Below are 26,068 nucleotides of genomic sequence, written 5' to 3'. Positions count from 1 at the left end.
TATTATGATAAACGCATCAAACCTTTCCAAAAAATACGGAAGCAATTCAGTTTTAGATATTAAAAATTTAGAGATTCCAAAAGGACAAAGTTTTGGTTTGGTCGGAAATAATGGCGCAGGAAAAACAACTTTTTTCAGCCTACTATTAGATCTTATAAAACCTACTACAGGACAAATAAAAAGCAAAGATATTTTGGTTAGTGAGAGTGAAGATTGGAAACCTTTTACAGCCGCATTTATAGATGAAACCTTCCTAATTGGCTATTTAACACCCGAAGAATATTTTTATTTTATAGCCGAACTTCGTGGTCAAAATAAAGCAGATGTTGATGGGTTGTTATCTCAATTTGAAGATTTTTTCCATGGCGAAATATTAAACCAGAAAAAATATCTACGCGATTTAAGTAAGGGAAACCAGAAAAAAGTTGGGATAGTAGCCGCCTTAATTGGAAATCCTGAAGTTATAATTCTAGACGAACCTTTTGCTAATTTGGATCCAACCACTCAAATTAGATTAAAAAGCATCATTAAAGACCTAGCTGAAACTCAGGGAGTCACCGTTTTAATTTCCAGTCACGATTTATTACATGTAACAGATGTTTGCGAACGGATTGTGGTATTAGAAAAAGGAGAAGTTATCAAAGATTTGGCAACAAGTACGGAGACTTTAAAAGAATTGGAAGCACATTTTGCAGGAAATCAGGTAGTTTAAAAAAGTGATTTCGTCTAACTGTGACCAAGAAAATGGATTCTCTTGTAGCAGATATAATTCTCTTGATGTTATATTTGGGATATTTCTATACAAATAATTCAAAAAGATGCCTTATTTTTACGGCAATACATAATATATGTAGCTAATAATAGTTTATACTTAAACCAAACACAATCAACGTTGCGTACAGCTTTTAGAATCATATCATTCCTATTTTGTATCACGCTTTTTATAACAAGTTGTTCTAGAAAAAAGGATTCATTTATTAGTAGAAATTACCACGCGCTTTCTGCTAAAGACAACATTTTGTATAATGGCTATATGGCATTAGACCAAGGGGTGCTTAGTTTAAATGAAAGCTACGAGGATAACTATTGGGATATTCTGCCTGTAGAACGTATGCAAGTTTCAGAAGAAGTGACACTTCCTGGACAAAATAAAAACGAACAATTTTCTAGAGCTGAAGAAAAAGCGGTTAAGGCCATTCAAATGCATGGTATGAACATCAATGGAAAGGAAGTCAACCCTCAAATTGATGAAGCATATTTGCTGTTTGGAAAAGCTAGATATTACGATCAAAGGTTTGTTCCAGCTTTAGAAGCATTTAATTATATCCTTTATAAATATCCTGCAAGTGATAAAATCAATCAAGCTAAAATTTGGCGTGAAAAGGCAAATTTAAGATTGGAAAACGATCAGGTTGCAATTGATAAACTAAAAAAATTACTGAAGCAAAATGATCTTAAAGATCAGGATCTAGCCGATGCAACTTCTACACTTGCCCAGGCTTATATAAATATTGAAGCATTAGATAGCGCAACAACCCAATTAAATATCGCTAGTCTGTTTACTAAAAACGACGACGAGCGCGGACGTTATCGTTATATTCAAGGGCAATTGTATAACAAACTGGGTTATAAAGACAGTGCTAATTTTGCTTTTGAAAGAGTAGTAAAGTTAAATCGTAAAACACCTCGTATTTATTTAATTGCGGCACAATTAGAATTAGCAAACAATTTTGACCATGCCACTGGAGACAAAGTTCTACTTACAGAAACTTTAACTAAAATCGAGGAAAATAGAGAGAACAGACCTTATTTAGACAAAATTTATCATCAAATAGGAAATTTTTATGCCAGAAGCGATCAAGATTCTTTAGCTGTAGAATATTATAACAAATCCTTAAGAACCAACACTAGAGATAAAAGGTTAATGGCAATTAACTATGAAATATTAGGAGATTATTTTTTCGATTATACAGAATATAAAATTGCAGGAGCCTATTTTGATAGCACCATGATGAACATGGTAACCGATACAAAACCATATCGAATTATTAAAAGAAAAAGAGATAATCTAGACGATGTTATTTACTATGAAGACATTGCTTTTGCTAACGATAGTATTATAAAATTAACCCATTTATCGTCAGATCAACAAGTAACTTTTTTTGAAGACTATATAGAAAACCTGAAACTTAAAATAGAAAAAGAAGAAGAGCAAAAAGCTATAGCACAAGAAACTACTAGTAGAGAACAAGATTTTGGTGGAATTGAATCCAAAAACAGCTTCAATTCTAGAGAAGGTAGCATGCAAAGTTTAAGAGGAAGTTCTAATAAACCTCCAGCCTCTAGTTTTTATTTTTATAATCCATCAACGGTTTCATACGGTAAAAACGAATTTCTTAAAAAATGGGGAAATAGAGAATTGGAAGACGATTGGAGATGGTCCACAAAAAGTAAATCTATTATAAGTGAGTCTGCTAAAAATATGACAGATGTTGTTGATGAAAAGAATGAAATTTTTGACCCAGAATATTATATTTCTAAAATCCCTACAGATCAAAAACTAATTGATAGTATAGCAAAAGAAAGAAATTTCGCCTATTACCAATTAGCTGTTATTTATAAAGAAAAATTTAAGGAATACGAACTTTCAGAAAACAGATTTCAAGAATTATTAGCTATGGATCCAGAACAAAAACTGGTCTTACCTTCTAAATATAACCTTTATAAAATTTACTTGCTTTTAGGTAAAAATAGCCAAGCGGAATTAGCTAAAAACGAGATTATATCCAATTATCCAGATTCTAGATACGCAACTATCTTAAAAAATCCTGAATCTGCTAATTTAAAAGACGAAAATAGTCCGGAGAGTATATATCAAGTGCTTTATAATAAAATGCAAACTCATGACTATGCTGAGGTTATATCGCAAGCAGATAACTACATTACTTCTTTTGAAGGAGATCCAATGGTGCCAAAATTCGAATTACTAAAAGCTACTGCTACTGGAAGACTTCAGGGTTATGAAGCTTATGCTAATGCGTTAAATTTTGTGGCTTTAAATTATGCGAATACTCCAGAAGGAGCCAAGGCTCAAGATATAATTGATAACGTATTACCAAAATTAGCTAGCAAAGATTTTGTTGATAATGAAGCAGATAAAAACTTTAAAATTGTTTATTATTTCACAAACGCTACTGCAAAAGAGATTGATGCATTTAAACTTGCATTACAAACAGAAACAGATAATGTGAATGTTTACGATTTGTCCATTTCTGTAGACGTATATAATCCAACTACAACCTTTGTGATTGTTCATGGATTAAAAAGTAAAGAGGGAGCCACTGGATATGCGCAAGCGCTTCAAGAAAAGAAAAAGAATAAAATTGTTCAAGATTTTATCTCTGTATCTTCCTCGAATTATCGAATTATTCAAATTCATAAAAATTTCGATGATTATTTAAATTTGCAATAACCCCCAAATAACACATAGTATGTTTTCCGATAGCAAAAAAGACAAAAAGAATGCAGAATTAATTTCAAGTCAGAATATCATTTCCAAAGGAACTAAAATAGTTGGTGATATTATTAGTGATGGCGACTTGAGAATAGATGGAACTATAGAAGGTAACTTAAAAACACCAGGAAAAATAGTAGTAGGAAAAACTGGTATTATAAAAGGCACGCTCAATGGTACAGACGCTTATTTTGAAGGAAAATTTTCCGGAAAACTATCTTTATCTGGAACTTTAACTTTAAAGGCTACTGCACACATTGAAGGCGAAGTAGTGTCAGGAAAGCTAGAAGTTGAGCCAGGAGCAACGTTTAATGTAACATGTGCCATGAAAGGTGCTGAAAAAGAGTTTCAATCAAAAAATGATAAAAAAGAAACCGCGTAGTCAGGAAAAGAAACAGCTTAATGCATATGCGCGTTATTCTAGTATTGCTTTTCAAATGTTTGCCATTATTGGTATTGGAGCCTTTGCAGGTGTCAAACTAGACGATGCTTTTCCTAATAAACACAACCTCCATACTATAATTCTATCTTTAGTGTTTGTGATTTTTGCTATTGTTTTTGTAATAAGACGTATTATTGCAATCTCAAAAGAAGACAATTAAATGAATCCAGCTTTTAAATCCAGACAACTTTCGTTTTTAGTTCAAAATGTTATACTAACGCTTGTTCTCTTAGGAATTCATAGTTATTTATTATTCCATTTTGCGAAAGACATCCACTTTATCATTCCAATTTGGCAAATCTATGTCTTCCATTTTTCAGTAACTACCATCTTGTTTTCGGTGATAAACTATCAATATTCAAGAGGTAAAACCGAGATTTTCAATTTATTTATGGGATTTACATTCTTAAAAATGATTTTAGCCATCCTATTTTTATTGCCAGTTTTTCTCTCAAAGTCAGACAATAAACAGATAGATGTATTCAACTTTTTTATTCCCTACTTTTTGTACTTATTTTTTGAAGTTTATTCATTAACCAGTTTTCTTCAAAAAAAGCCTTAAAACTAGCTAAAACACAGGGCTTTAAATTATCTAAAAAAAAGTGTTTGACATTTAATATAATGTACGTACATTTGCACGGAATTTAAAGCAAGGTATTTTTAATCAAAATAGAATGACATTAAACACCTTTAAGAACGTATTTTTTTCTGCATTATTTATTGCAATTTCATTTGCTGGATATGCATCAGAAAACCCGGACAACGAGAACGATAAAGCGTTCAATGCCAAAGAGATGATTATGCATCACGTTAAGGATGCACATGAGTTTCATATTGTTGATTGGAATAATAAGCCAATTACCATAGCATTGCCTATTATTTTATGGACAGATCAAGGTTTAACTACTTTTATGTCTAGCGAATTTCATCATGACGATTCTGGATCGCATGTTGTAGAAAAAGATGGGCAGAAATTTGTGAAATTTCACGAAAAAATATATCAGTTAGATGCGAATGCACAAAAAGTAACATTCGATGCTGAGCATCATCCAACAAACGCTAGCCAACCAACAGATTTTTCTATAACCAAAAACGTCTTTATGATGTGGGTTTCGGTTATTGTATTATTGATTGTTTTTATATCTACAGCTAGAGTTTATAAAAAATCTAACAATAAAGTTCCAACCGGAATTGCTGGTTTTATGGAGCCTTTAATTGTTTATGTACGCGACGAGATTGCTAGACCAATGATTGGTGAGCATAAGTACAAAAAATACATGCCTTACTTATTAACTGTGTTTTTCTTTATATGGGTTAATAATATCTTTGGTTTAATACCATTTTTTAATGGAGCCAACGTAAGTGGAAATATAGCATTTACTTTAACGCTTGCCGTATTTACGTTTATTGTTACTAACCTTAGTGGAAATAAAAATTATTGGAAACATATTTTCTGGATGCCAGGAGTTCCTGTACCAATGAAAATATTCTTAATGCCTATAGAAATTGTAGGAATGTTTGTAAAACCAATCTCATTAATGATTCGTTTGTTTGCAAACATAACAGCAGGACATATTATTATTTTAGCTTTAATGTCTTTAATATTTATTTTCGAAACTGTATTTGTTGCACCAGTTTCAGTAGGTTTTGCATTGTTTATCGGATTAATTGAAATTGTAGTTACTGCAATTCAAGCATATATATTTACAGTATTGTCGGCCTTATATATAGGAATGGCAACAGAAGAAGCACATCATTAATTAATTTAAATTTTATAACTATGACTATTACAGGAATCGCAGCAATCGGAGCTGGTTTAGCAGCAATCGGAGCAGGATTAGGAATTGGAAGAATCGGTGGTTCAGCTATGGATGCCATGGCTCGTCAACCGGAAATCCAAGGAAAAATCCAAACTTCAGCGCTTATTTTAGCAGCTTTCGTTGAGGCAGTAGCACTTTTTGGTGTTGTTGCAGCATTAATCGTTTAATTATGATTATTAAATACAGAGATAACGGTTGGTTATCTCTGTATTTTAAATTTTAAAACTCTAAGGTAATTTCCTATTAGTTTTATACATAGAATTTAAAAATTAAGTTGAGGTAAGCCTCAAAAAAGTATACCCACATGATGGGATTATAAACTAAATAAATTAAGAAATGGATTTAATTACACCCGGTTTAGGACTTGTCTTTTGGACAGTAATTACATTTTTGTTTTTACTTATTATCTTAAAAAAGTTTGCTTGGAAACCTATTCTTGGAGCCGTAAGCGAAAGAGAAGATGGCATTGTAAAAGCATTAGCATCTGCTGAAAACGCTCGTAAAGAGATGGAAAACTTGCATGCAGATAACGAACGTATTTTAAAAGAAGCAAGGGCAGAACGCGAATTGTTACTTAAAGATGCTCGTGAAATTAAAATTAAAATGATTGATGATGCAAAGGGTGAAGCAAAATCCCAAGCAGATAAAATAATAGTTCAAGCTCAAGAAGCTATAGAAAGCGAAAAGAAAGCCGCTATGGCAGAGCTTAAGAAACATGTTGCAGATTTATCTATTGAGATAGCTGAAAAAGTTGTACGTGCAGAACTTTCTAACAAAGACAAGCAAATGCAATTGGTTGATTCTATGTTAGGTGAAGCAAAATTAAACTAGTATATAATGGCAGGAGCAAGAGCAGCAATACGTTACGCAAAAGCAGTTTTAAGCTTAGCATCAGATAAAAATACAACTGAGGTTGTTAATAATGATATGAAGCTAATAACTAAAACTTTTGCAGAAAGCACAGACTTAAAAAGTATGCTTCAAAGTCCTGTAGTGAGTTCTTCAATTAAAAAAAATGTTTTATTGGAAGTTTTTAATGACTCTAATGAAATCACTAAAAATTTAATTGATACTTTAATTACAAATAAAAGATTGCCACTTTTAAACGAAGTTGCTTTAAAATACAACCTTTTATTTGATGAATTAACTGGAACTCAAATTGCTCAAGTTACAACAGCAGTACCTTTAACAGACGAGTTAAGAGTTAAGGTTTTAGCTAAAGTGAAAGAGCTTACAGGAAAAGATGTTGAATTAAAAAGCATTGTGGACGAAAGCATTTTAGGTGGTTTCATACTACGTGTTGGAGATATTCAATACAATGCAAGTATTGCAAACAAATTAGATAAATTAAAAAGAGAATTTACATTAAATTAAATATACAGATTTGGTGCTAATATTTATACCAAATACTTAATACTTTATAAAAATGGCAGAAGTAAAACCAGCTGAAATTTCAGCAATCTTAAAACAACAACTTTCAGGTTTTGAAGCAGGAGCTACATTAGACGAAGTTGGAACTGTATTAACTGTAGGTGATGGTATTGTACGAGCTTACGGATTAGCTAACGCTCAATATGGGGAGTTGGTAGAATTTGACGGTGGCCTAGAAGGTATTGTACTAAATCTTGAAGAAGATAATGTTGGTATTGTATTATTAGGAACTTCAGTAGGAGTAAAAGAAGGTTCTACAGTAAAACGTACGGAACGTATCGCATCTGTTAAAGTAGGTGAAGGTATTGTTGGTCGTGTGGTAGATACTTTAGGAAACCCTATTGATGGTAAAGGACCAATCTCTGGTAAAACTTACGAAATGCCTTTAGAGCGTAAAGCTCCTGGTGTTATTTTTAGAGAGCCAGTTACTGAACCATTACAAACAGGAATTAAAGCAATTGATGCAATGATTCCAGTTGGTAGAGGACAACGTGAGTTGGTTATTGGTGATAGACAAACTGGTAAAACAGCTGTTTGTATTGACGCTATTTTAAATCAAAAAGAATTTTACGAAGCAGGTAACCCTGTTTATTGTATATATGTTGCTGTTGGGCAAAAAGCATCAACAGTAGCTTTAATTGCTAAAACTCTTGAAGAAAAAGGAGCTTTAGCTTATACTACTATAGTCGCTGCAAATGCATCAGATCCTGCTGCAATGCAAGTTTATGCACCTTTTACAGGAGCATCTATTGGAGAGTATTTTAGAGATACTGGTAGACCAGCTTTAATTGTATTTGATGATTTATCAAAACAAGCAGTTGCTTACCGTGAGGTTTCTTTATTATTACGTCGTCCACCGGGACGTGAAGCATATCCTGGAGATGTATTTTACTTACACTCTAGATTATTAGAGCGTTCTGCAAAAATTATCAATAACGATGAAATTGCTAAAGACATGAACGACCTTCCAGATTCTATTAAAGGAATCGTAAAAGGTGGTGGATCTTTAACAGCTTTACCTATTATTGAAACGCAAGCAGGTGACGTTTCAGCATATATTCCAACAAACGTAATTTCTATTACAGATGGTCAGATCTTCTTAGATGGAGATTTATTTAACTCTGGGGTTCGTCCAGCAATTAACGTAGGTATTTCTGTATCTCGTGTTGGTGGTAATGCTCAGATTAAATCCATGAAAAAAGTATCAGGTACTTTAAAACTGGATCAAGCTCAATATCGTGAGTTAGAAGCTTTCGCGAAATTTGGATCAGATTTAGACGCTGTAACTTTAAATGTAATTAACAAAGGGAAGCGTAACGTTGAGATTTTAAAACAAGCACAAAACGATCCTTTTAAAGTGGAAGATCAAGTAGCTATTATTTATGCTGGATCTAAAAACTTATTAAGAGACGTTCCTGTTGAAAAAGTAAAAGAATTTGAAAGAGATTATTTAGGTTTCTTAAAAGCAAAACATAGCGATGTTTTAGCTACTTTAAAAGCAGGTAAATTAACTGATGAGGTTACAGATGTTTTAACAGCTGTAGCTAAAGATTTATCAGGGAAATATAGAGCATAAGAGTGAAGAGTTATGGGTTTAGAGTTATGAGTTTTTCTTACTCATATTTTTAACAGTGAAATAAAAACACAACTCTAAACTCATAATTCGACACTAATAGCTAAAAGAAATGGGTTTAACCGAAAGTCCTATTAGAATTAAGAGTTTCGAATTTGCTTGTGAAATAGTTATTTATTGTGATAAATTAAAAGAAAATAAAGATTTTGAGTTAGCTTCTCAATTACTTAAAAGTGGAACGAGTATTGGTGCCAATACAAGAGAAGCTCAAAGAGGAGTTAGTAAAAAGGATTTTAAAAATAAATTTGGTATTGCAATAAAGGAAGCAGATGAAACCATTTATTGGTTAGAGATTCTTGAAGCAACTGGAAGGAAAGTACCAAAAGAAATGAAGAATAAGTGTGAAGAGCTAATAAGAATATTGGTAGCAATTATCAAAAACTCATAACTCTGCACTCATAACTCACAACTAGTTTTATGGCTAATCTAAAAGAAATACGTAACAGAATATCATCGGTATCTTCAACCATGCAGATCACTAGTGCCATGAAAATGGTATCGGCTGCAAAATTAAAGAAGGCACAAGATGCTATTACCGACATGCGTCCTTATGCTGATAAGTTAACGCAACTTTTACAAAGTTTAAGTGCCACTTTAGATGCAGATTCTGGAAGTAAATTTTCAGACCAAAGAGAAGTGAAAAATGTACTTATTGTTGCTATTACTTCTAATAGAGGTTTATGTGGTGCATTCAATTCTAACATCATTAAGGAAGTAAACAAATTAGCTAAAAACACATATGCTAATCAAGAGGTTTCTTATTTAGCTATTGGTAAAAAAGCAAATGATGCTTTTAAAAAGACCAATAAGGTTATTGCTAATGAAAGTGATGTTTATGAAGATTTAACCTTCGATAATGTTGCTGAAATAGCGCAATCCCTTATGGATATGTTTGTTGCTGGCGATTACGATAAAATTGTAATTGTTTACAACAAATTTAAAAATGCGGCTACTCAAGAAATCATGACTGAACAATTTTTACCAATTGTTCCTGTTGAAGCTGACGCTAATGTAAACTTAGATTATATTTTTGAACCTTCAAAAATTGAAATCGTTGAGCAATTAATTCCTAAATCTTTAAAAACTCAATTATATAAAGGAATTAGAGATTCTTTTGCTTCAGAACATGGTGCGCGTATGACTGCCATGCACAAAGCAACAGATAACGCAACAGAATTAAGAGATCAGTTAAAATTAACTTACAACAAAGCACGTCAAGCTTCTATTACTAACGAGATCCTTGAGATTGTTGGTGGAGCAGAAGCACTTAATAATTAATCTGTCATTCAGAGCGTAAGCGAAGAATCTTATAATATAAAAACCAAAACCTCACTTTTAAAGTGAGGTTTTTTTATGGAACACTATTTGATTTAGTATCTTTATAAAACCATAATTAAGAATAGAATGAAATTACAAAAGCAAATTTTTGCAGTCTTATCAATAATCGGGATCATTATAAGCTTTACACATTGTTCTAGCGCGCAAAAGCTTCAAGAACAAGCGTCTTTCGAATTGGGACAAGTAAGTTACCAAACTTGGTTCGCAGGTGTTCAAGGAGGTGGTTCTGGAATACATATGATAATTAATGTTGTTTCAAATAAAAATCATGTGGTTTTCGATTCCGTTTTTTTTAGAGGTTATAAAGCAAAAATGGAAATCGGTAAAATTGGGTATCTGGCTAGTTTTAAAACCGATTTAAATCAACGTGAAGACGTTATAATGAGTAATAGAGATAAAGATGAGTTTAGCAACAAAACGCCTTTAAAAGAAGCTAATGATCCATTTAAACTAGACAATAACGAATGTGTTATAAGTTATATAGAGAAAAATACAACCAAATATCTTAAAGTAAAAAACCTTGTTGAAAAATCTCGCGAAGAATACCCATCTGCTCCACCAAGGCAACCATAATTTAATTGGTTGTATGGCGTCTTATAAAACTGTATATTTAGCGGACCAAAAACTAGCACTTGAGTACTTTAAAATCTCTGTTTAAACAAACTTTTATTTATGGATTAGCAACGGTGCTACCACGAATGTTAAGTTTTTTATTGGTACCACTTTATACAACAGAAGGGGTACTATCCTCTGTTGCAGAATATGGTAAGGTTTCAGTTATCTTCTCTTATTTTGTGCTCTTTAATGTCATTTTAGCCTATGGCATGGAAACAGCCTTTTTTAGATTTTTTAATAAAGATGAAGATACCAACAAGGTTATAAGTACGTCTGCAATAGCATTAATAATATCGTCATTATTATTTTTTGTTTTAGCTCTAATTTTCCAAAATCAAATAGCCTCTTTAATTCATATAGAAGCAAAGTATATAAATTTAGTTATTTGGATTTTACTGCTAGACGCTTTAGTTATTATTCCATTTGCTTGGTTAAGAGCTACTCAACAACCCATGCGTTATGCATTAATTAAAATTTTAAATGTTGTTATTAGCTTAGTTCTTAATCTATTCTTTTTATTGTCTTTAAAGAATTTGGCTATTGATAATTCTTTTTTTCAAAAAATATATATTCCCAATTTTGAGGTCAGTTATATTTTTATTGCCAACCTTGTTGCAAGCGCAGTAACACTGCTTCTACTTATATCTTTCTATACTAAAATTAAGTATAAGTTCGATGTAACTTTGTGGAAATCGATGTTCCGTTATGCCTTTCCTGTATTAATAGCTGGAATAGCATTTTCCATAAACGAAACATTTGATCGTATTTTACTTGATAGGTTATTACCTCCAGATATAGCTGAAACTCAAATTGGAATGTATTCAGCTTGCTATAAAATAGCGGTTTTTATGACGCTTTTTGTTACAGCTTATAAATTAGGTATTGAGCCTTTCTTTTTTAGTCATTCTAAAAGCAATAATCCACAAAAAAATTATGCTAAAATTTTAGAATTTTTTGTTGCTTTTGGCTCAATAATTTTATTAAGTGTGGTTGTTTTTGCCGATGTTTTAAAACATCTTATTGTAAGAAGCGAGGCCTATTGGGAAGCTATGTGGGTAGTTCCAATTATATTAATGGCAAATTTATGTTTAGGGATTTATCACAACCTTTCAGTTTGGTATAAAATAACAGACAGAACAAAGTTTGGAGCTTATATTTCTATAATTGGTGCTGCAGTTACACTAATTATAAACTTAGTTTTTATTAAGAGTTATGGTTACAAAGCATCTGCAGTTGCAACTCTTGTGGCTTATAGCTTAATGATGTTTTTATCTTATTATTATGGTAGAAAATATTATCCTATTCCTTATAATTTGAAAAAAATAGGAGTTTATTTAATGCTTTCCATGAGCATGTCTGTCATTTCTTTTTATCATTTTAGGGAGAATTATGTTATAGGAATCTCGATGTTAATTGTATTTTTGGGTATTGTTTTTTATTCGGAAAAAAATGAATTGAAACAAATATTAAAAAGAAGTTAATCTATCATTCAGAATAAAACGAAGAATCTTAAATTATGCAAATAAAGATAATCAACAAATCCAGACACGCGTTACCAAACTATGAAACCATAGCATCTGCAGGAATGGATTTAAGAGCCAACTTATCTCAATCTAGAACACTAAAACCTTTAGAACGAAGTATTGTAGGGACAGGACTTTTTATAGAATTACCTATAGGTTTTGAGGCACAAGTAAGACCAAGAAGTGGTTTAGCCGCTAAAAAGGGAATTACCGTTTTAAATGCCCCTGGAACAGTAGATGCAGATTACAGAGGTGAAATTGGTGTGATTCTTGTCAACCTTTCAAATGAAGATTTTACTATAGAAAATGGAGAGCGTATTGCACAATTAGTCATCGCTAAACATGAACGTGCTGAATGGATTTCTGTCGAAGAACTTTCTGAAACCTCTAGAGGTGAAGGTGGTTTTGGGAGTACAGGCGTTAAATAAATTCCTCCGAAGGCAGGAATCTCTAAATCGAAAATTATGAAACACTGGTACGTCTATATCATGACAAACAAGCCAAATGGTGTTTTATATATTGGAGTTACAAATAATATTGAGGAAAGAGTCAAAGAACACAAGCTTAAAATTCATCCAAATGCTTTTACAGCTAGATATAATTGTGATAAATTAATATATTTTGAAGAGTTTGAAAACGGAATCGAAGCCGAAAAGCGAGAAAGAAATTTTAAAAAGTGGAAGCGTGATTGGAAAATTGAATTAATAGAAGACATGAATCCTAGTTGGTCCGATTTAAGTATCAACTGGAAATTTAATAATAATAAATTAAGATTTTAGTTTAATAATTAATAGATACCTGCTTTCGCAGGCACTCGTATGAAAATAATAGTACCAATGGCAGGACGAGGTTCTCGTCTACGTCCACATAGTTTAACAGTACCAAAACCTTTAATTCCGGTTGCTGGACAACCTATTGTCCATAGGTTAGTAAAGGATATTGTAAAAGTTTTAGACCAACCCATAGATGAAATTGCCTTTATTCTTGGAGATCCAGCTTGGTTTGGAGACGATGTTGTTTCAAGCCTAAAAGACTTGGCAAAAAGCCTAAATGCAAAAGCTACAATCTATCGTCAAGACCAACCTTTAGGAACAGGTCACGCCATTATGTGTGCCAAAGAATCGCTTTCTGGTCCAGCCGTAATTGCTTATGCAGATACGCTAATTAGAGCCGATTTCAATTTAGACCCTGAAGCAGATGCCGTAATTTGGGTGAAACAAGTAGATAAACCTGAAGCTTTTGGAGTTGTTAAGTTAAATGCTAATAACGAGATTATAGAATTGGTTGAAAAACCAGAAACCTTTGTAAGCGATTTAGCTGTTATAGGAATTTATTACTTTAAAGATGTAGCCGTTTTAAAAGAAGAATTGCAACATGTCTTGGATAACAACATCATTAACGGTGGCGAATACCAGATTAACGATGGTATTAAAGGCATGATGGCAAAAGGAAAGGTTTTTAAAACTGGAACTGTCGATGAGTGGATGGACTGTGGTAACAAACCAGTCACTATTGAAACCAATACAAGAATGTTAGGCTTTTTAAAAGCAGATGGAGAAGAACAACTTATTGCTTCATCGGTTACAAACACTAATTCAACCATTATAGAACCTTGCTTTATTGGCGAAAATGTAGTCTTAACAAACGCAACGATTGGGCCAAATGTATCCATTGGAAACAATTGTACGATTGAAGCTTCAACCGTTAAAAATAGCTTAATACAAAGCCATACTTCTATTAAAAATGCTAATTTAGACGAAGCCATGATTGGGAATCACGTAAAATACGTTGGTGATTTCACAAAAGTTAGTATTGGAGATTATTCAGTATTAGAGTAGAATTCCTGCGAAAGCAGGAATCTCATAAAAAGTAGACAAAAATTTTGGAACATTTATAAACAGACAAACAAGCTAAACGCTTTTTTAAATATGAATCGACAGATTGTTTAAGGAATCGAGCATAAATTAGAATAAATTTAAAAATAACCCTAAGATACCTGCTTTCGCAGGCATTTATGAAAAAACAAATCTACATCCTCATTTTTTTCTTCGGAATGATTTTCACTCCACAGGCAATCTATGCGCAAGTAGATTTTAATAAAACGCCAGACGACGACTTAGGTGACGTTGAAGACAGAACCCAAGAATTATTTTTTGAAGCCATAAAACAAAAGGGAATTGAAAATTATGATCGCGCTGTTACTGCTCTTTTACAGTGTGTAGAGCTTGATAAATCGCAATCGGTTTTTTATTATGAATTAGGTAAAAATTACAATCTCTTAAAAAACTTTGGTGCCGCCGAAGATGCTTTAAAGAAAGCCGTAAAAGCAGAACCAGAAAACGAATGGTATTTGGATGAGCTTTACGAAGTATACGCACAACAAAACGATTACGACAAAGCCATTAAAACGGTTAAACAGCTCGTTAAATATCATCCAGATTATAAAGAAGATTTAGCCATGTTGTATTTTAAGTCTAAAGATTATAACGAAGCGCTTGAGATTTTGGATGAATTGGATAAAGAACAAGGCATCACACCTTCTAGAGATTTAATGCGAAATCAAATCTATGCGGCAACAGGGCGTAAAAAGGATCAAATAGAGAACCTGGAGGAACGTGTGGTTGATCATCCAGATGAAGAATCAAACTATCTAGCATTAATTTTTAGATATAGCGAAAACAACGATAAAGTAAAAGCATACGAGACTGCAAAAAAATTATTAGAATTAAAGCCTAATTCACAACTGGTTCACTTAGCACTTTATAAGTTTTATTTGGAAGATAATAATCCAGAGCAGGCCATTGCATCTATGAAAATTGTTATGCAAAGTCCGCAAATTAAGCCAGAAGCTAAAATGATGGTTTTAACAGATTTTGTGAAATTTGTCGCTGAAAACCCACAATACGAACAGGATTTGGTTGAAGCTACCAGTTTTACTTTAGACGATACAAACGAAAAAAGTCAGATAGAATTAGCGCAATATTATTTAGCGAAAGGAGATAAGCCAAAAGCCTTGGAATACTTTAATGAAGCTTTAAAAATAGATTCAGATAATTTCACCGTTTTAAAAAATGTGTTGCTTCTAGAGATTGACTTAGAACATTATAATGAAGCCATTACTAAAAGCGAAACGGCCTTGTTAAAATACCCTTCACAACCCTTATTATACTTGGTAAATGGGGTGGCATTAAATAAACTTAATAAGTCGAAACAGGCTGTTGACGTTCTAGAAACTGGCCTCGATTATATTATTGACGACCCTAAAATGGAAGTCGATTTTTACAAACAACTTAGTTTGGCTTATACTTTGTTAAACAATACTACCAAAGCCAATACGTTTAGTGATAAAGCCAAACAGTTAGAACTTACAAATTAATGAATACATCAACCTATATAAAATCCGTTGTTTTAGGATTACTCATTTTATTTTTTACTGGTTGCAAATCCACTAAGGTAGCTTCAGACGGCACTGCAAACTTGAGTTTATCTTCAAAAGAGGTTATCAAGGAAAACCACAAAACCGCCCCAGATTTTAAAACCTTACAGGCTAAGGTTAGAATTGCTTATTCTCAAGGCGACGATTCGCAAACGCACACGGTTTCTTATAGAATGTTGAAAGATCAGATTATTTGGATAAGTTCGTCGTTTAACATCATTAGAGTGATGATTACTCCAGAAAAGGTAAGTTTTTATAACAAGTTAGATAATACCTATTTTGATGGTAATTTCAGCTTTTTAAGTGAGATTCTTGGAACCGATTTAGATTTCGAAAAAGTACAAAATCTATTATTAGGGAACCCATTGTTTCCTTTAAACAAAACAGATTATAGCATGTCTGTAAATAATGAAAAATACCTGTTTCAACCTAAAGAACAATTAGCACTTTTCGAATTGTTTTACCTAATCAATCCCATTCAGTTTAAAATAGATTCACAACAACTGGCTCAAACTACTGAAGCGAGATTTCTTCAAATAGATTATTTAAGTTATCAGGAAGTAGATAAGCAAAGCTTGCCAGAGAACATTAAAATAAATGTGTTAGAAGGAGACAAAGAAACTGTTATAGAAATGGAATTCAAATCTGTATCTTTGAACCAAGATTTAAGATATCCTTTTAGCATACCATCAGGATTTGAAGAAATAGTCTTAAAATAAATGGGGTACAAAAACATATTAAAATACTTATTCCTACTAGTCTTCACTTTAAGTAGTTTTGTTGGATTTTCGCAAAGTAAAAAACAGCAAGAGTTAGAAGAACGTCGTCAGGAACTTAGTAGAGAAATCAAGCAAATAAACGATTTACTTTTCAAAAATAAATCCCAGAAAAAATCTCAAACCTCACTTATTGAAGATATAAGTTATAAGGTTAGTGTGCGTCAAAACCTGATTAAAGTAACCAATCAGCAAGCCAATTTATTGACTAGGGAAATAAACACTAATCAAAAGAAAATTACCGAATTAAGAGACGAGCTTCAAACCCTTAAAGACAATTACGCAAAAATGATTGTTACCTCTTATAAAAGTAAAAGTGAACAAAGCAGAGTGATGTTTTTGTTATCGTCTAGTAATTTTCAGCAGGCTTATAAACGTGTGCAGTACATCAATCAGTATGCGGCATATCAAAAAGAACAAGGTGAAGCCATAAAAATTAAAACAGTTCAATTACAAGAAACGAACACGGCTTTGTTAAAACAAAAAGAAGACAAACAAAAGCTTATTAACGATAACCGAGTGGCGCAAAAAGCCCTTGAATCCGATTTACAGGAGCAACAAAGTTTGATGACTTCCATCAATAAAAACTTAAATAATTATACAGCACAGATTAGACAAAAGCAAAACGAAGCAGATAAAATCGATCGAGAAATTGAAAAAATTATCCGTGACGCTATTGCCGAATCTAATAAAAAGAAAGGGGCTCCAGCAACTTCTAGCGCCGCTTCAACAGGTTTTGCATTAACGCCAGAAGATAAAATATTAGCAGATAATTTTGTGTCCAGTAAAGGAAAGCTCCCTTGGCCAGTAGAAAAAGGTGTTGTAAAACTTCGTTATGGAAAACAACCACATCCAGTGGTAACATCTGTTATGATACAAAGTAATGGGGTTCGTATTGCTACGGAAGAAGGTGCACCAATTCGTGCCGTGTTTAATGGAAAAGTATTGGCTGTTCAAGCAATAAAGCATGGAAATCTTTCGGTTTTAATACAACATGGTAATTATGTAACGGTTTATAAAAACCTTTCGAAAGTGTATGTTAAAAAAGGAGACAACGTAACTACCAAACAAGAAATAGGACAAGTATTTACAAACCCTTCTAACAAAGAAACCATTTTAAGCTTTAGTATCTTTAAAGACAGTGCCACTCAAAATCCAGCCGATTGGATTTTTAAAATGTAACAAATTCCTGAGAAGGCAGGAATCTTATTCTTTTTTGGTTCAAAAAACAGTATTTAAGTTCTACCAAATTTCCGCATAGTTAAAGCAAGAAACTTTTAATTAATGTTGAAAGATTTTTAAGGTTTTCAGATTCTTCGCTCTGCTCTGAATGACAGAATAACGAACAGTATATGATATTAAATTATGTAAATCCAATAGCTGATGCTCTTAGGTTATTCGATAACAATAGATATGCTATCGATTATTATAAAGATTATGCTTGGGATGGATTAAGAAGTGATTATAATTACACAGGTACCTTAACCCAATCTGAATCTATTTATTATTCAGAATTAAGACAAATAACAAATGAAAATATAGAAGTATGCAACGAATAAATAGGATAATTTTTAGCTTGGTTTTTTCCGTAACCTTATCTTCTTGCAATAATTCTGATAAAAAAGATGAACAGCAATTATCTAAAGTAATAAGTTTACTAGTTAAGGAATTTAGTGTGCCTTTACCACCTTTACCTAAGATGATTGAAGACTCTCTTGTTTTTGAACAAATTGCTGAAGTAATAGATTCCTTAAAGAATATTAAAATGACAGTTGCAATTTACCCTGTAATTAAAAATTTGGAAGTAGGTGAAAAAGAGAGAAAAGTTATTATTAATAATGAAGTATTAAAAAATATAATTGAAAGGAGTCATAACAAAATTGTTTTAGCGGATACCGTGTTGCTCAAAAATTCTAAAGATTGGAAGGAATATGATCTATTATATCGTTTTACTAATTTAGAATTTAATTCTACCAGAGATAGTTGTAAAATTTATTTTGGAGTAAGTAGAAGTGCGCTTTGGGGACAAGCTTATGTAGTTTACCTAGAAAGAAAGAAAGATAATTGGGAAATTACTGAAACAGTAAAAAAAGAAAAATGGTGATAACCTAAATTTAAAAAAGCACCTCATCTTAATTTCTTAGTTGAGGTGTTTTTTTATTTTTTAAACAAACAAAGCCTTCAATTCAGTAGCATCGCTAGGTTTCATTTTCCCAGCAAGCACCAAACTCAACTGCTTACGTCTTAAAGCACCTTCAAAACGTTCTTTTTCTAATTCGGTTTCAGGAGTAATTTCAGGAACTTCTATAGGTCGTCCAGTTTCATCAACAGCTACAAAAGTATAAATAGCTTCGTTGGCTTTGGTTTTTTGTCCAGATTCTCTGTCTTCAATCCAAACGTCCAAGTAGATTTCCATAGAACTTCTAAAAGCACGAGATACTTTAGCTTCAACCGTAACTACAGACCCTACAGGAACAGCACGATTAAATTCCACATGGTTTACAGAAGCTGTAACCACAATACGTCTGCTGTGTCTTCTAGCAGCAATACTTGCCGCACGATCCATTCTAGCTAGTAATTCGCCACCAAATAAATTGTTTAATGGATTGGTCTCACTTGGCAGCACTAAGTCTGTCATGATGGTTCTAGATTGTTCAGGCGTTTTCACGGACATGGATTGACATTTTTTAAATGAAATGCAAAGGTAAGCCCATTTTAGATTTTAGACTTATGAATTATGAAAATTTTGTCATTTAGAGCCTCAAGAATTGGTGCGAAGAATCTCAATGATTATTTTACTTTTCAAGGTCATTTTGACTTGATAATTGGGTCTAGCCGAAAAGGTCGAGGAATCTTTTAAATTTCGATAGATTCTTCAGTTATCCGATAATTATCGGAACTCCTTCTGAATGACATGGTCATTTCGACGCGGTCATTGAGAGTAGCAGGAATGAGGAGGAATGTATTAGATTGAGTTATTGAAAAACGATAGATTCTTCGCTTCGCTCTGAATGACAGTTACCCTCTGAATGACAAAAAATTAATCCAATTCCTTCACCAACAACCAAGCAGCTGCATTATGCGAGCTTTTCACTTCTCTTAAAGCGTTTAAGGCATCCGTACGATCTTGATAACTAGCATAAACAACTTCGTGTAAACCGTATTTGTTTACACCAATTTTCTTGGCATCATAGCCTAAAGCTTTCAGTTCTTTTACTTTTTTATCACTGTTTTCTTCTACTCTAAAAGCTCCAGCAATAAGATGATAATTACCAACCTTCTTTGTAACATTTAAAGTCACCGCAGGAAGCGGATTTTCAATAACAAAAGTAGCTTCTTGAATTTTACTTTCAAGTTGTAAATTGGCTTCTTCTTGAGCTATTTGGTTTTGAGAGTTGATGTTTTCTACATAATAGTTTGAAGCAACAAAACCACCAAGAGTTAATGCTATTACTGCAACTGCAGCATATTTTAAATACCCTCTAGATTTGCGTCTTTCGGGAGTAAATGCAATTGGAATTACTTTTTCGATTTCTTGAACTTCTTCTTTGTAAACTTCTCTACTTACTGAAGGAGATACATACTGAGATAAGCCAAAAGCATCGGTCAAATAATTTAAATGATAGGAAGGCTCGAAAATAATCTTGCCATCGTTATTTAATGAAAGCTCCCCAATACTATCAAAAGAAATGGTTTCTCCTTCTGTTAGATAAGATTTTAAAGCTTTAACGCGTTTTTCAATCTTTTTTGAAGCTTCTTCAAAAGGAATTTTTTCTACATCAGCAATATAGTGGGTTAAAATGCCATCATTTGTTTGAATTTGCTCGTTAAAAGATAATTTCTTTTTTGGAGGATAAAAGGCATTTGTAGACTCATGAATGGTTGCCGAAACGCGTTGCGTTAAAAAAGCTCCAAATTCAGGAACTGTAACACATTCATATCTATATAGTAAGTCGCTTATGTAGGATTCTAGTTGCATAGAAACAAAGTTAATAATTTTTAAATGCGAACAAAAATTCGGCATAACTATTTATTAACATCATAAAAATGCTTTACTTGTAGTCTCATTTTCAAATTATTAAAATGAAAGAAAATAGTTTACTATCCATATTAGCTTTGCAACATGTTCCTAACATAGGCGATATAACAGCTAAAAAGTTGATTTCGCATTGTGGTTCTGTGGATGCTATTTTTAATGAAAAAAAGCAGAATTTACTCAAAATCGATGGGATTGGAAGCTTGGTAATTAGAGATTTATACAGTAAAAGTCACTTTACGGCAGCCGAAGAAGAATTAAAATACATTCAAGAAAATAATATTAGCACTTTATATTTTGCAGATGCCGATTATCCCGAAAAATTAAAACATTGTATTGATAGTCCTATTTTATTGTTTCAATCTGGAAATATCAATCTCAAAAAGCAACGCATTATTAGTGTGGTTGGCACAAGGAAAATTACGACTTATGGAATTGCTTTTTGTAACAAATTAATTGAAGAATTAGCTATTTTTAATCCGGTAATCGTTTCTGGATTTGCTTATGGAACAGACATTACGGCTCAAAAAGCCGCCATGAATAATAACTTACAAACCATTGGTTGTTTAGCTCATGGCTTAAATCAGATTTATCCAAAAACGCATATAAAGTATGTGGCTGATGTAGAAAAAAACGGAGGCTTTTTTACTGATTTCTGGAGTTCTGCTCCCTTTGATAGAAACAATTTTTTAAAACGAAATCGGGTAATTGCTGGTCTAAGTGAAGCAACTATTGTGATAGAATCTGCCGAAAAAGGTGGTAGTTTGGTAACTGCAGATATTGCCAATTCTTATAACAGAGATGTATTTGCTGTTCCGGGCCGCGTAACAGATAGCCAGAGTTTGGGTTGTAATAATCTAATTAAATTTCAAAAAGCGCATGTGCTTTCTAATCCGTTGGATATTCCATATATACTGAATTGGGAATTGGAAGATCTTAAAAAAGCACCTGTACAAAAACAATTGTTTGTAGAATTGACGGACGATGAAAAAGTGGTTTTCAATTATCTAAAAGATAAGGACAAACAACTATTAGATTTTATAGCCTTAGAATGTAACATGCCAACTTATAAAATGGCCGGCGTTTTGTTGAATATGGAACTTAAAGGTGTGGTTAGACCTTTACCTGGAAAACTCTTTGAAATTATTTAAAAACAGTCATTCCTGCGAAGGCAGGAATGTATAGTTCATGTTATGAAACCTACAAGGTTCTAAAAACCTTGCGGGTTAGATTGAAACTTTGTAGGTTATGGAGTTTGGAATTTTATTTTTGGAATTTGTTTTATGAAATAAAATTTAGTATCCTACTTTTTCACGAACACGTTTTAAAACATCATTAGCTACCAAGGTGGCTTTTTCTGCTCCTATGGCTAAAAGTCTATCAATTTCTTCTAAATTATTCATGTAATAATGATAGCGTTCACGTTCTGAAGCAAATTTTTCAACAATTAATTCGAAAAGGGCTTGCTTCGCGTGACCGTAACCATAATTGCCATTTTCGTAATTAGCTTTCATGGCCTTAATTTGTTCTTCAGAAGCCAATAAGTTATATAGAGCAAAACAGTTACATGTACTCCAATCCTTAGGTTCTTCAAGAGCTGTACTATCTGTTTCAATAGTCATAATTTGCTTTCTAAGTTTTTTATCGTCTAGAAAAATATTGATGATATTTCCTTGACTCTTACTCATTTTTCCACCATTAGTTCCAGGCACAATCATGATGTTTTCTTGAATGCTACCTTCAGGGATAACAAATGTTTCACCCATTTTAGCATGAAAACGTGAAGCAACATCTCGAGTCATTTCTATATGCTGTAACTGGTCTTTTCCAACAGGAACAATTTCAGCATCATAAACTAAAATATCTGCAGCCATAAGCATTGGATATGTAAATAATCCTGCGTTTACATCCTCTAATCTATCCGCTTTATCTTTAAAACCATGCGCAAGTGTTAATCGTTGATATGGGAAAAAGCAACTTAAATACCAGGACAATTCTGTTACTTGAGGAATATCGCTTTGTCTGTAAAACACTGTTTTTTCAACGTCTAAACCAAATGCTAGCCAAGTAGCCGCCGTAGAATAGGTATTGCTACGTAAAAGAGCTGCGTCTTTAATTTGAGTTAAGGTGTGTAGATTTGCAATAAACAAAAAGGAGTCGTTATTAGGGTTGTTAGCCATATTGATAGCTGGGATTAATGCGCCTAAAATATTTCCTAAATGTGGTGTTCCTGTACTTTGAATGCCTGTTAAAATTCTTGCCATAATATTTCCTGCGAAAGCAGAAATCTTTTTAATTAGTTCGTCTAAATTTTTTTACAAAGCACAAAGGTAATTTTTTTGATACAATAGCTCAATAAATTTAACTAGTTTTGGCTCTTATGAAGATATTTAAGTATTTATTTTGGATTTTATATCGCATTTGGTTCTACATCCTTGTTGCACTTCCAATTATAGTTCTTTTCCCAATTCTCTTTATAACCATATTAAAGGAGTCTTGGTATCCATATTATTTTAAAATTGCTCGATTTTGGGCGAAATTCATTTTATGTGGAATGGGTTTTGTTTGGAAAATTGAACGTGAAGAAACTCCAGATCCAAACAAAAGTTACATGTTTGTCGCCAATCATACTTCCATGGCAGATATTATGCTGATGCTAGTTTCGGTCAAAAATCCTTTCGTTTTTGTTGGAAAACAAGAGTTAGCCAAAATCCCTTTATTTGGATTTTTCTATAAACGAACCTGTATTTTGGTAGATAGAACTTCAGAAAGAAGTCGTAAAGCTGTTTTTTTAAGAGCGCAAAATAGATTAAAACAAGGAGCAAGTATCTGTATTTTTCCTGAAGGAGGCGTTCCAGAAGAAGATGTTTTTCTGGACACCTTCAAAGATGGTGCTTTTAGGTTGGCCATTAATCATCAAATTCCTGTTGTTCCAATGACGTTTTTAGATAATAAAAAACGTTTCTCTTATACCTTTTTTAGTGGTGGACCAGGAAGAATGCGAGCTAAAATTCATCCATTTATTGAAACCGAAGGCTTAACTATTAAGGATACTAAAGAGCTGAACAGTAAAGCCAAAGCAGTTATTTTAAAGACCTTAGAAAATAACCAATAAAAAAAGTTACTCATGGCACAGAGTAACTTTTTTAAGATTGTCTTTGTTATTCTTTATATCAGAATTACAAATAAATCCAATCAATAAAAAACTAAAATTTGTAACTTAAACCTGTGTAAATACCTATAATATAGGGGTTGAAACTTCCAGATGTATTTTCAAACGCATTTAACTGATATTTAAAGGTAGGCTCTAAGTTGAACTTTACTTTTTCTGAAAATTTATAGTCGAATCCAAGTCCAAAATTCGTGCTAAAACTCATGCTGTTTATATTGTTAGCTTCACCTATATAAGTTTTTTCATCTTTCAATTCAGAATAGACTTCATTGCCATCTAAAATAAACGAACTAAAACCAGCTATCAAATTTAAGCCTACTTTATTGTTTCCAATTCTATAATTTAATTCCATTGGTATTTCGAAATAACTTATACGCTGACTAATAGCCGCATTCGAATTTGGGCTTAAAGAATTATCTATTTGTGCAACACTTAAATTTTCTGCACTTATAGCTGTAAGCGTCTCGTTTCCTTCAGATAAATCGATGTTTCTCAAAGCACTTGGAGCAGAACCAGTACTTGCTATACTTTGATATAACATAACGTCGTTTGTGTCGTAACTTAAATTTAGCGAACTCAAGCCTGTTCGGATGGATAATTTTTTGTTGACATTGTAACTAACATTTACGCCATAACTGGTATTAACTTCCCCAGTTTTAGAGTTGTTATCAAACTGTGCATCAATTTGCGAACCTTTTCCCATCGAATTATAATAAACAGGCGCAATATTAGCATATACTTGCCACCTGTTTATTATTTCATCTTTCTCTTCTTCAATAAGATCTTGGTTGGCCGCAATAGCTTCCTCTATAGTAAGATCTATTTTGTTTAGCTCTTCCTCTATAGTTTCTTCAATGTTGGCGTCTGTATTTTCTTTTTCTGCAATCGTATTTTCTGCAGTACGATTGTTTAATTCTTGTAATTGCTTGTCTGTATAGGTTTTGTTTAATTCCGAATTATCTACATTCGAAACACTTTTGCTATTGTTAATCTCAGAGGTGTTGTCAGCAAGATTATTTTTATTGGTACTTGGGTTATTAGGATTGATTATAGTCCCATTTTCATCTGAATTCACGTGGTTCTTAATGTTCGTGTTCTGAGTAATGCGGGTGTCATTTCTATTTTCAGAAACTGAAGGGTTAGTGTTATTATTTTCAGCTCCACTAGGATTTTTAGTGATGAATTCAGTAGTTTTTTCATCGGAATTCAATTTATCCTTTGAAGACGAATTTTCAGTAATTCGTGTGTCAGAATTAACCGAAGAAGCTGAAGGATTAATAATACTATTTTTAGAAACCTTATTATTTATATTGTTGAGAGATTTTTCTTGAGATTGCTCTCCGGTTTCTTCTGAAGCTATTTCTGTAACATTTGAATTATTTAAACTATTAGTTGCTTCTTGAGATTCAGAATTTGAATTCTCTAAATTTTCTGGATTGGTTTCAGTAATTGACTTGTTTGTTATACTTGAATTGTTAAAGGTCTCATTTGATGAATTTATACTGTCTCCCGAAATATTTTCAATGTCTACAACCTTTGTATTTGTTGTATTACCTGTATTATTATTGACTAATAAACCGCCAACCGTTAGAAATAAAAGGAGTAAGGCCGCAATTCCTGCAACTTTAAACCAAAAAGGGATTATTCTCTTTCGTTCTTTTTCAGGTTGGTTGAGCTTTGCTTGAATATCCTGCCAAACCTTTGGGCTTGGTGTTGCTTCAAAATCTTTGAATTTTTCCTGAAAAATTCTATCTATATGTTTTTTATCACTCATTACAAGCTATGCGTGTTTAATCTTATTTTGTAATCTTCAATTTTATCTTTTAAAATCTTTCTAGCTCTTGCTAAGTTAGATTTTGAGGTGCCAGTTGTTATTTTTAACAAGTCTGCTATCTCTTTATGGGAGTAACCATCTAATACATAAAGGTTAAAAACCAATCTATAACGGTCTGGTAATTCTTGGATTATATGTAATAGAAATTCTAGAGAAATATCATCTTCTTCAATAGTTACTTCTACATCTTCAATATTAGAGTCGTCAATAATTTCAAAAACACCTTGATTTCTGTAGCGTTGTAAAGCTGTGTTAATGGTTATTCGTTTTAGCCAACCTTCAAATGATCCTATATTTTTATACTGTGATATTTTGCTGAAAATAGTCACAAAAGAATCCTGCAGATTATCTTCTGCTTCAGCGTAATTTTTACAATACTTTAGGCAAACAGAAAACAATTTACCCGAAAAGAGTTGATATAGTTCTGCTTGTGCTTTCGTATCATTATTACTACATTTTTGTATGAGTAGTTTTAAACTCAAATAATTGTGTATTAAA

28 protein-coding genes are annotated in these 26,068 nt (G+C 32.6%); 23 read left to right on the top strand and 5 right to left on the bottom strand.

All coding sequences use genetic code 11. The features are described 5' to 3' along the window. Nucleotides 1-4: 4 nt before the first annotated feature. From IEV77_RS02580 to IEV77_RS02480, 21 genes are all read left to right on the top strand, one after another. The gene (locus IEV77_RS02580) at nt 5-712 is read left to right on the top strand and encodes an ABC transporter ATP-binding protein (RefSeq protein ID WP_188461557.1); all 708 of its coding nucleotides are present in this window, start codon (nt 5-7) and stop codon (nt 710-712) included. A 180-nt stretch (nt 713-892) separates the two neighbouring features. After that, a complete protein-coding gene (porW, locus tag IEV77_RS02575; RefSeq protein WP_308419198.1) occupies nt 893-3,472 on the top strand; it encodes a type IX secretion system periplasmic lipoprotein PorW/SprE in 2,580 nt (859 codons plus the stop codon). A 19-nt stretch (nt 3,473-3,491) separates the two neighbouring features. Continuing rightward, nucleotides 3,492-3,896 carry a bactofilin family protein gene (locus tag IEV77_RS02570; RefSeq protein WP_188461555.1) on the top strand — a complete coding sequence of 135 codons (405 nt, stop codon included), beginning with the start codon at nt 3,492-3,494 and terminating at the stop codon, nt 3,894-3,896. Beyond that, entirely contained in the window at nt 3,874-4,116 is a 243-nt protein-coding gene (locus IEV77_RS02565; protein ID WP_188461553.1) for an AtpZ/AtpI family protein, read from the top strand. The genes IEV77_RS02570 and IEV77_RS02565 overlap by 23 nt, the downstream gene beginning before the upstream one ends. A gap of 514 nt (nt 4,117-4,630) precedes the next feature. After that, nucleotides 4,631-5,716 carry a F0F1 ATP synthase subunit A gene (gene atpB, locus IEV77_RS02560; RefSeq protein WP_188461551.1) on the top strand — a complete coding sequence of 362 codons (1,086 nt, stop codon included), beginning with the start codon at nt 4,631-4,633 and terminating at the stop codon, nt 5,714-5,716. A gap of 20 nt (nt 5,717-5,736) precedes the next feature. Next, nucleotides 5,737-5,943, top strand: a complete 207-nt coding sequence (gene atpE, locus IEV77_RS02555; RefSeq protein ID WP_188461549.1) for an ATP synthase F0 subunit C — start codon at nt 5,737-5,739, stop codon at nt 5,941-5,943. 169 nt (nt 5,944-6,112) lie between these two features. Further along, entirely contained in the window at nt 6,113-6,607 is a 495-nt protein-coding gene (locus IEV77_RS02550; protein WP_188461547.1) for a F0F1 ATP synthase subunit B, read from the top strand. A 6-nt stretch (nt 6,608-6,613) separates the two neighbouring features. After that, the gene (gene atpH / locus IEV77_RS02545; protein WP_188461545.1) at nt 6,614-7,150 is read left to right on the top strand and encodes an ATP synthase F1 subunit delta; all 537 of its coding nucleotides are present in this window, start codon (nt 6,614-6,616) and stop codon (nt 7,148-7,150) included. A gap of 52 nt (nt 7,151-7,202) precedes the next feature. After that, on the top strand, nt 7,203-8,783 hold the full coding sequence (gene atpA, locus IEV77_RS02540) for a F0F1 ATP synthase subunit alpha (RefSeq protein ID WP_188461543.1): 1,581 nt from the start codon (nt 7,203-7,205) through the stop codon (nt 8,781-8,783). 109 nt (nt 8,784-8,892) lie between these two features. After that, nucleotides 8,893-9,228: a four helix bundle protein gene (locus IEV77_RS02535; protein WP_188461541.1), complete on the top strand. Its 336-nt coding sequence runs from the start codon at nt 8,893-8,895 to the stop codon at nt 9,226-9,228. A gap of 29 nt (nt 9,229-9,257) precedes the next feature. After that, nucleotides 9,258-10,118: an ATP synthase F1 subunit gamma gene (gene atpG / locus IEV77_RS02530; protein ID WP_188461539.1), complete on the top strand. Its 861-nt coding sequence runs from the start codon at nt 9,258-9,260 to the stop codon at nt 10,116-10,118. A gap of 126 nt (nt 10,119-10,244) precedes the next feature. Beyond that, nucleotides 10,245-10,751 carry a hypothetical protein gene (locus tag IEV77_RS02525; protein WP_188461537.1) on the top strand — a complete coding sequence of 169 codons (507 nt, stop codon included), beginning with the start codon at nt 10,245-10,247 and terminating at the stop codon, nt 10,749-10,751. A 59-nt stretch (nt 10,752-10,810) separates the two neighbouring features. Continuing rightward, nucleotides 10,811-12,274 carry an oligosaccharide flippase family protein gene (locus tag IEV77_RS02520; RefSeq protein ID WP_188461535.1) on the top strand — a complete coding sequence of 488 codons (1,464 nt, stop codon included), beginning with the start codon at nt 10,811-10,813 and terminating at the stop codon, nt 12,272-12,274. 35 nt (nt 12,275-12,309) lie between these two features. After that, nucleotides 12,310-12,744: a dUTP diphosphatase gene (dut, locus tag IEV77_RS02515; protein WP_188461530.1), complete on the top strand. Its 435-nt coding sequence runs from the start codon at nt 12,310-12,312 to the stop codon at nt 12,742-12,744. 36 nt (nt 12,745-12,780) lie between these two features. Further along, the gene (locus IEV77_RS02510; RefSeq protein WP_188461528.1) at nt 12,781-13,095 is read left to right on the top strand and encodes a GIY-YIG nuclease family protein; all 315 of its coding nucleotides are present in this window, start codon (nt 12,781-12,783) and stop codon (nt 13,093-13,095) included. Nucleotides 13,096-13,134: 39 nt separating this feature from the next. Then, nucleotides 13,135-14,154, top strand: a complete 1,020-nt coding sequence (locus IEV77_RS02505; protein WP_188461526.1) for a sugar phosphate nucleotidyltransferase — start codon at nt 13,135-13,137, stop codon at nt 14,152-14,154. Nucleotides 14,155-14,330: 176 nt separating this feature from the next. Next, entirely contained in the window at nt 14,331-15,692 is a 1,362-nt protein-coding gene (locus IEV77_RS02500; protein WP_188461524.1) for a tetratricopeptide repeat protein, read from the top strand. Continuing rightward, nucleotides 15,692-16,471: a lipoprotein insertase outer membrane protein LolB1 gene (gene lolB1, locus IEV77_RS02495; protein ID WP_188461522.1), complete on the top strand. Its 780-nt coding sequence runs from the start codon at nt 15,692-15,694 to the stop codon at nt 16,469-16,471. The genes IEV77_RS02500 and lolB1 overlap by 1 nt, the downstream gene beginning before the upstream one ends. Further along, a complete protein-coding gene (locus IEV77_RS02490) occupies nt 16,472-17,710 on the top strand; it encodes a murein hydrolase activator EnvC family protein (RefSeq protein WP_188461520.1) in 1,239 nt (412 codons plus the stop codon). A gap of 170 nt (nt 17,711-17,880) precedes the next feature. Next, nucleotides 17,881-18,087: a hypothetical protein gene (locus IEV77_RS02485; RefSeq protein ID WP_188461518.1), complete on the top strand. Its 207-nt coding sequence runs from the start codon at nt 17,881-17,883 to the stop codon at nt 18,085-18,087. After that, nucleotides 18,075-18,632, top strand: a complete 558-nt coding sequence (locus tag IEV77_RS02480) for a hypothetical protein (protein WP_188461516.1) — start codon at nt 18,075-18,077, stop codon at nt 18,630-18,632. The genes IEV77_RS02485 and IEV77_RS02480 overlap by 13 nt, the downstream gene beginning before the upstream one ends. A gap of 60 nt (nt 18,633-18,692) precedes the next feature. Here the strand turns inward: IEV77_RS02480 and IEV77_RS02475 are convergent, their stop codons facing one another. Both IEV77_RS02475 and IEV77_RS02470 read right to left on the bottom strand, forming a co-directional pair. Next, nucleotides 18,693-19,202, bottom strand: a complete 510-nt coding sequence (locus tag IEV77_RS02475; protein ID WP_188461514.1) for an acyl-CoA thioesterase — start codon at nt 19,200-19,202, stop codon at nt 18,693-18,695. A 366-nt stretch (nt 19,203-19,568) separates the two neighbouring features. Beyond that, nucleotides 19,569-20,507, bottom strand: coding sequence for an HU domain-containing protein (locus tag IEV77_RS02470; protein WP_188461512.1), 939 nt, complete (start codon nt 20,505-20,507; stop codon nt 19,569-19,571). 104 nt (nt 20,508-20,611) lie between these two features. Here IEV77_RS02470 and dprA point away from each other — a divergent pair, with 104 nt between their 5' ends. After that, nucleotides 20,612-21,715, top strand: coding sequence for a DNA-processing protein DprA (dprA, locus tag IEV77_RS02465; RefSeq protein ID WP_188461506.1), 1,104 nt, complete (start codon nt 20,612-20,614; stop codon nt 21,713-21,715). 144 nt (nt 21,716-21,859) lie between these two features. On the opposite strand, the gene trpS is transcribed toward dprA, so the two are convergent. Then, nucleotides 21,860-22,828 (bottom strand): tryptophan--tRNA ligase, encoded by a 969-nt coding sequence (trpS, locus tag IEV77_RS02460; protein ID WP_188461504.1) that lies wholly within the window; start codon nt 22,826-22,828, stop codon nt 21,860-21,862. Nucleotides 22,829-22,944: 116 nt separating this feature from the next. On the opposite strand from trpS, the gene IEV77_RS02455 reads away from it, so the two are divergent. Beyond that, nucleotides 22,945-23,679 (top strand): lysophospholipid acyltransferase family protein, encoded by a 735-nt coding sequence (locus IEV77_RS02455; protein ID WP_188461502.1) that lies wholly within the window; start codon nt 22,945-22,947, stop codon nt 23,677-23,679. Between the two features lie 91 nt (nt 23,680-23,770). Here IEV77_RS02455 and IEV77_RS02450 read toward each other — a convergent pair whose 3' ends face one another. Continuing rightward, nucleotides 23,771-25,510 (bottom strand): outer membrane beta-barrel protein, encoded by a 1,740-nt coding sequence (locus tag IEV77_RS02450; RefSeq protein ID WP_188461500.1) that lies wholly within the window; start codon nt 25,508-25,510, stop codon nt 23,771-23,773. Then, nucleotides 25,510-26,052 carry an RNA polymerase sigma factor gene (locus IEV77_RS02445; RefSeq protein ID WP_188461498.1) on the bottom strand — a complete coding sequence of 181 codons (543 nt, stop codon included), beginning with the start codon at nt 26,050-26,052 and terminating at the stop codon, nt 25,510-25,512. The genes IEV77_RS02450 and IEV77_RS02445 overlap by 1 nt, the downstream gene beginning before the upstream one ends. Nucleotides 26,053-26,068: the final 16 nt, after the last annotated feature.

Source organism: Xanthomarina arctica, from assembly GCF_014638915.1.
Taxonomy (GTDB): Bacteria; Bacteroidota; Bacteroidia; order Flavobacteriales; family Flavobacteriaceae; genus Xanthomarina; species Xanthomarina arctica.
Note: the sequence above shows the minus strand (reverse complement) of the source record. Positions and strands in the feature narration are given on the sequence as shown.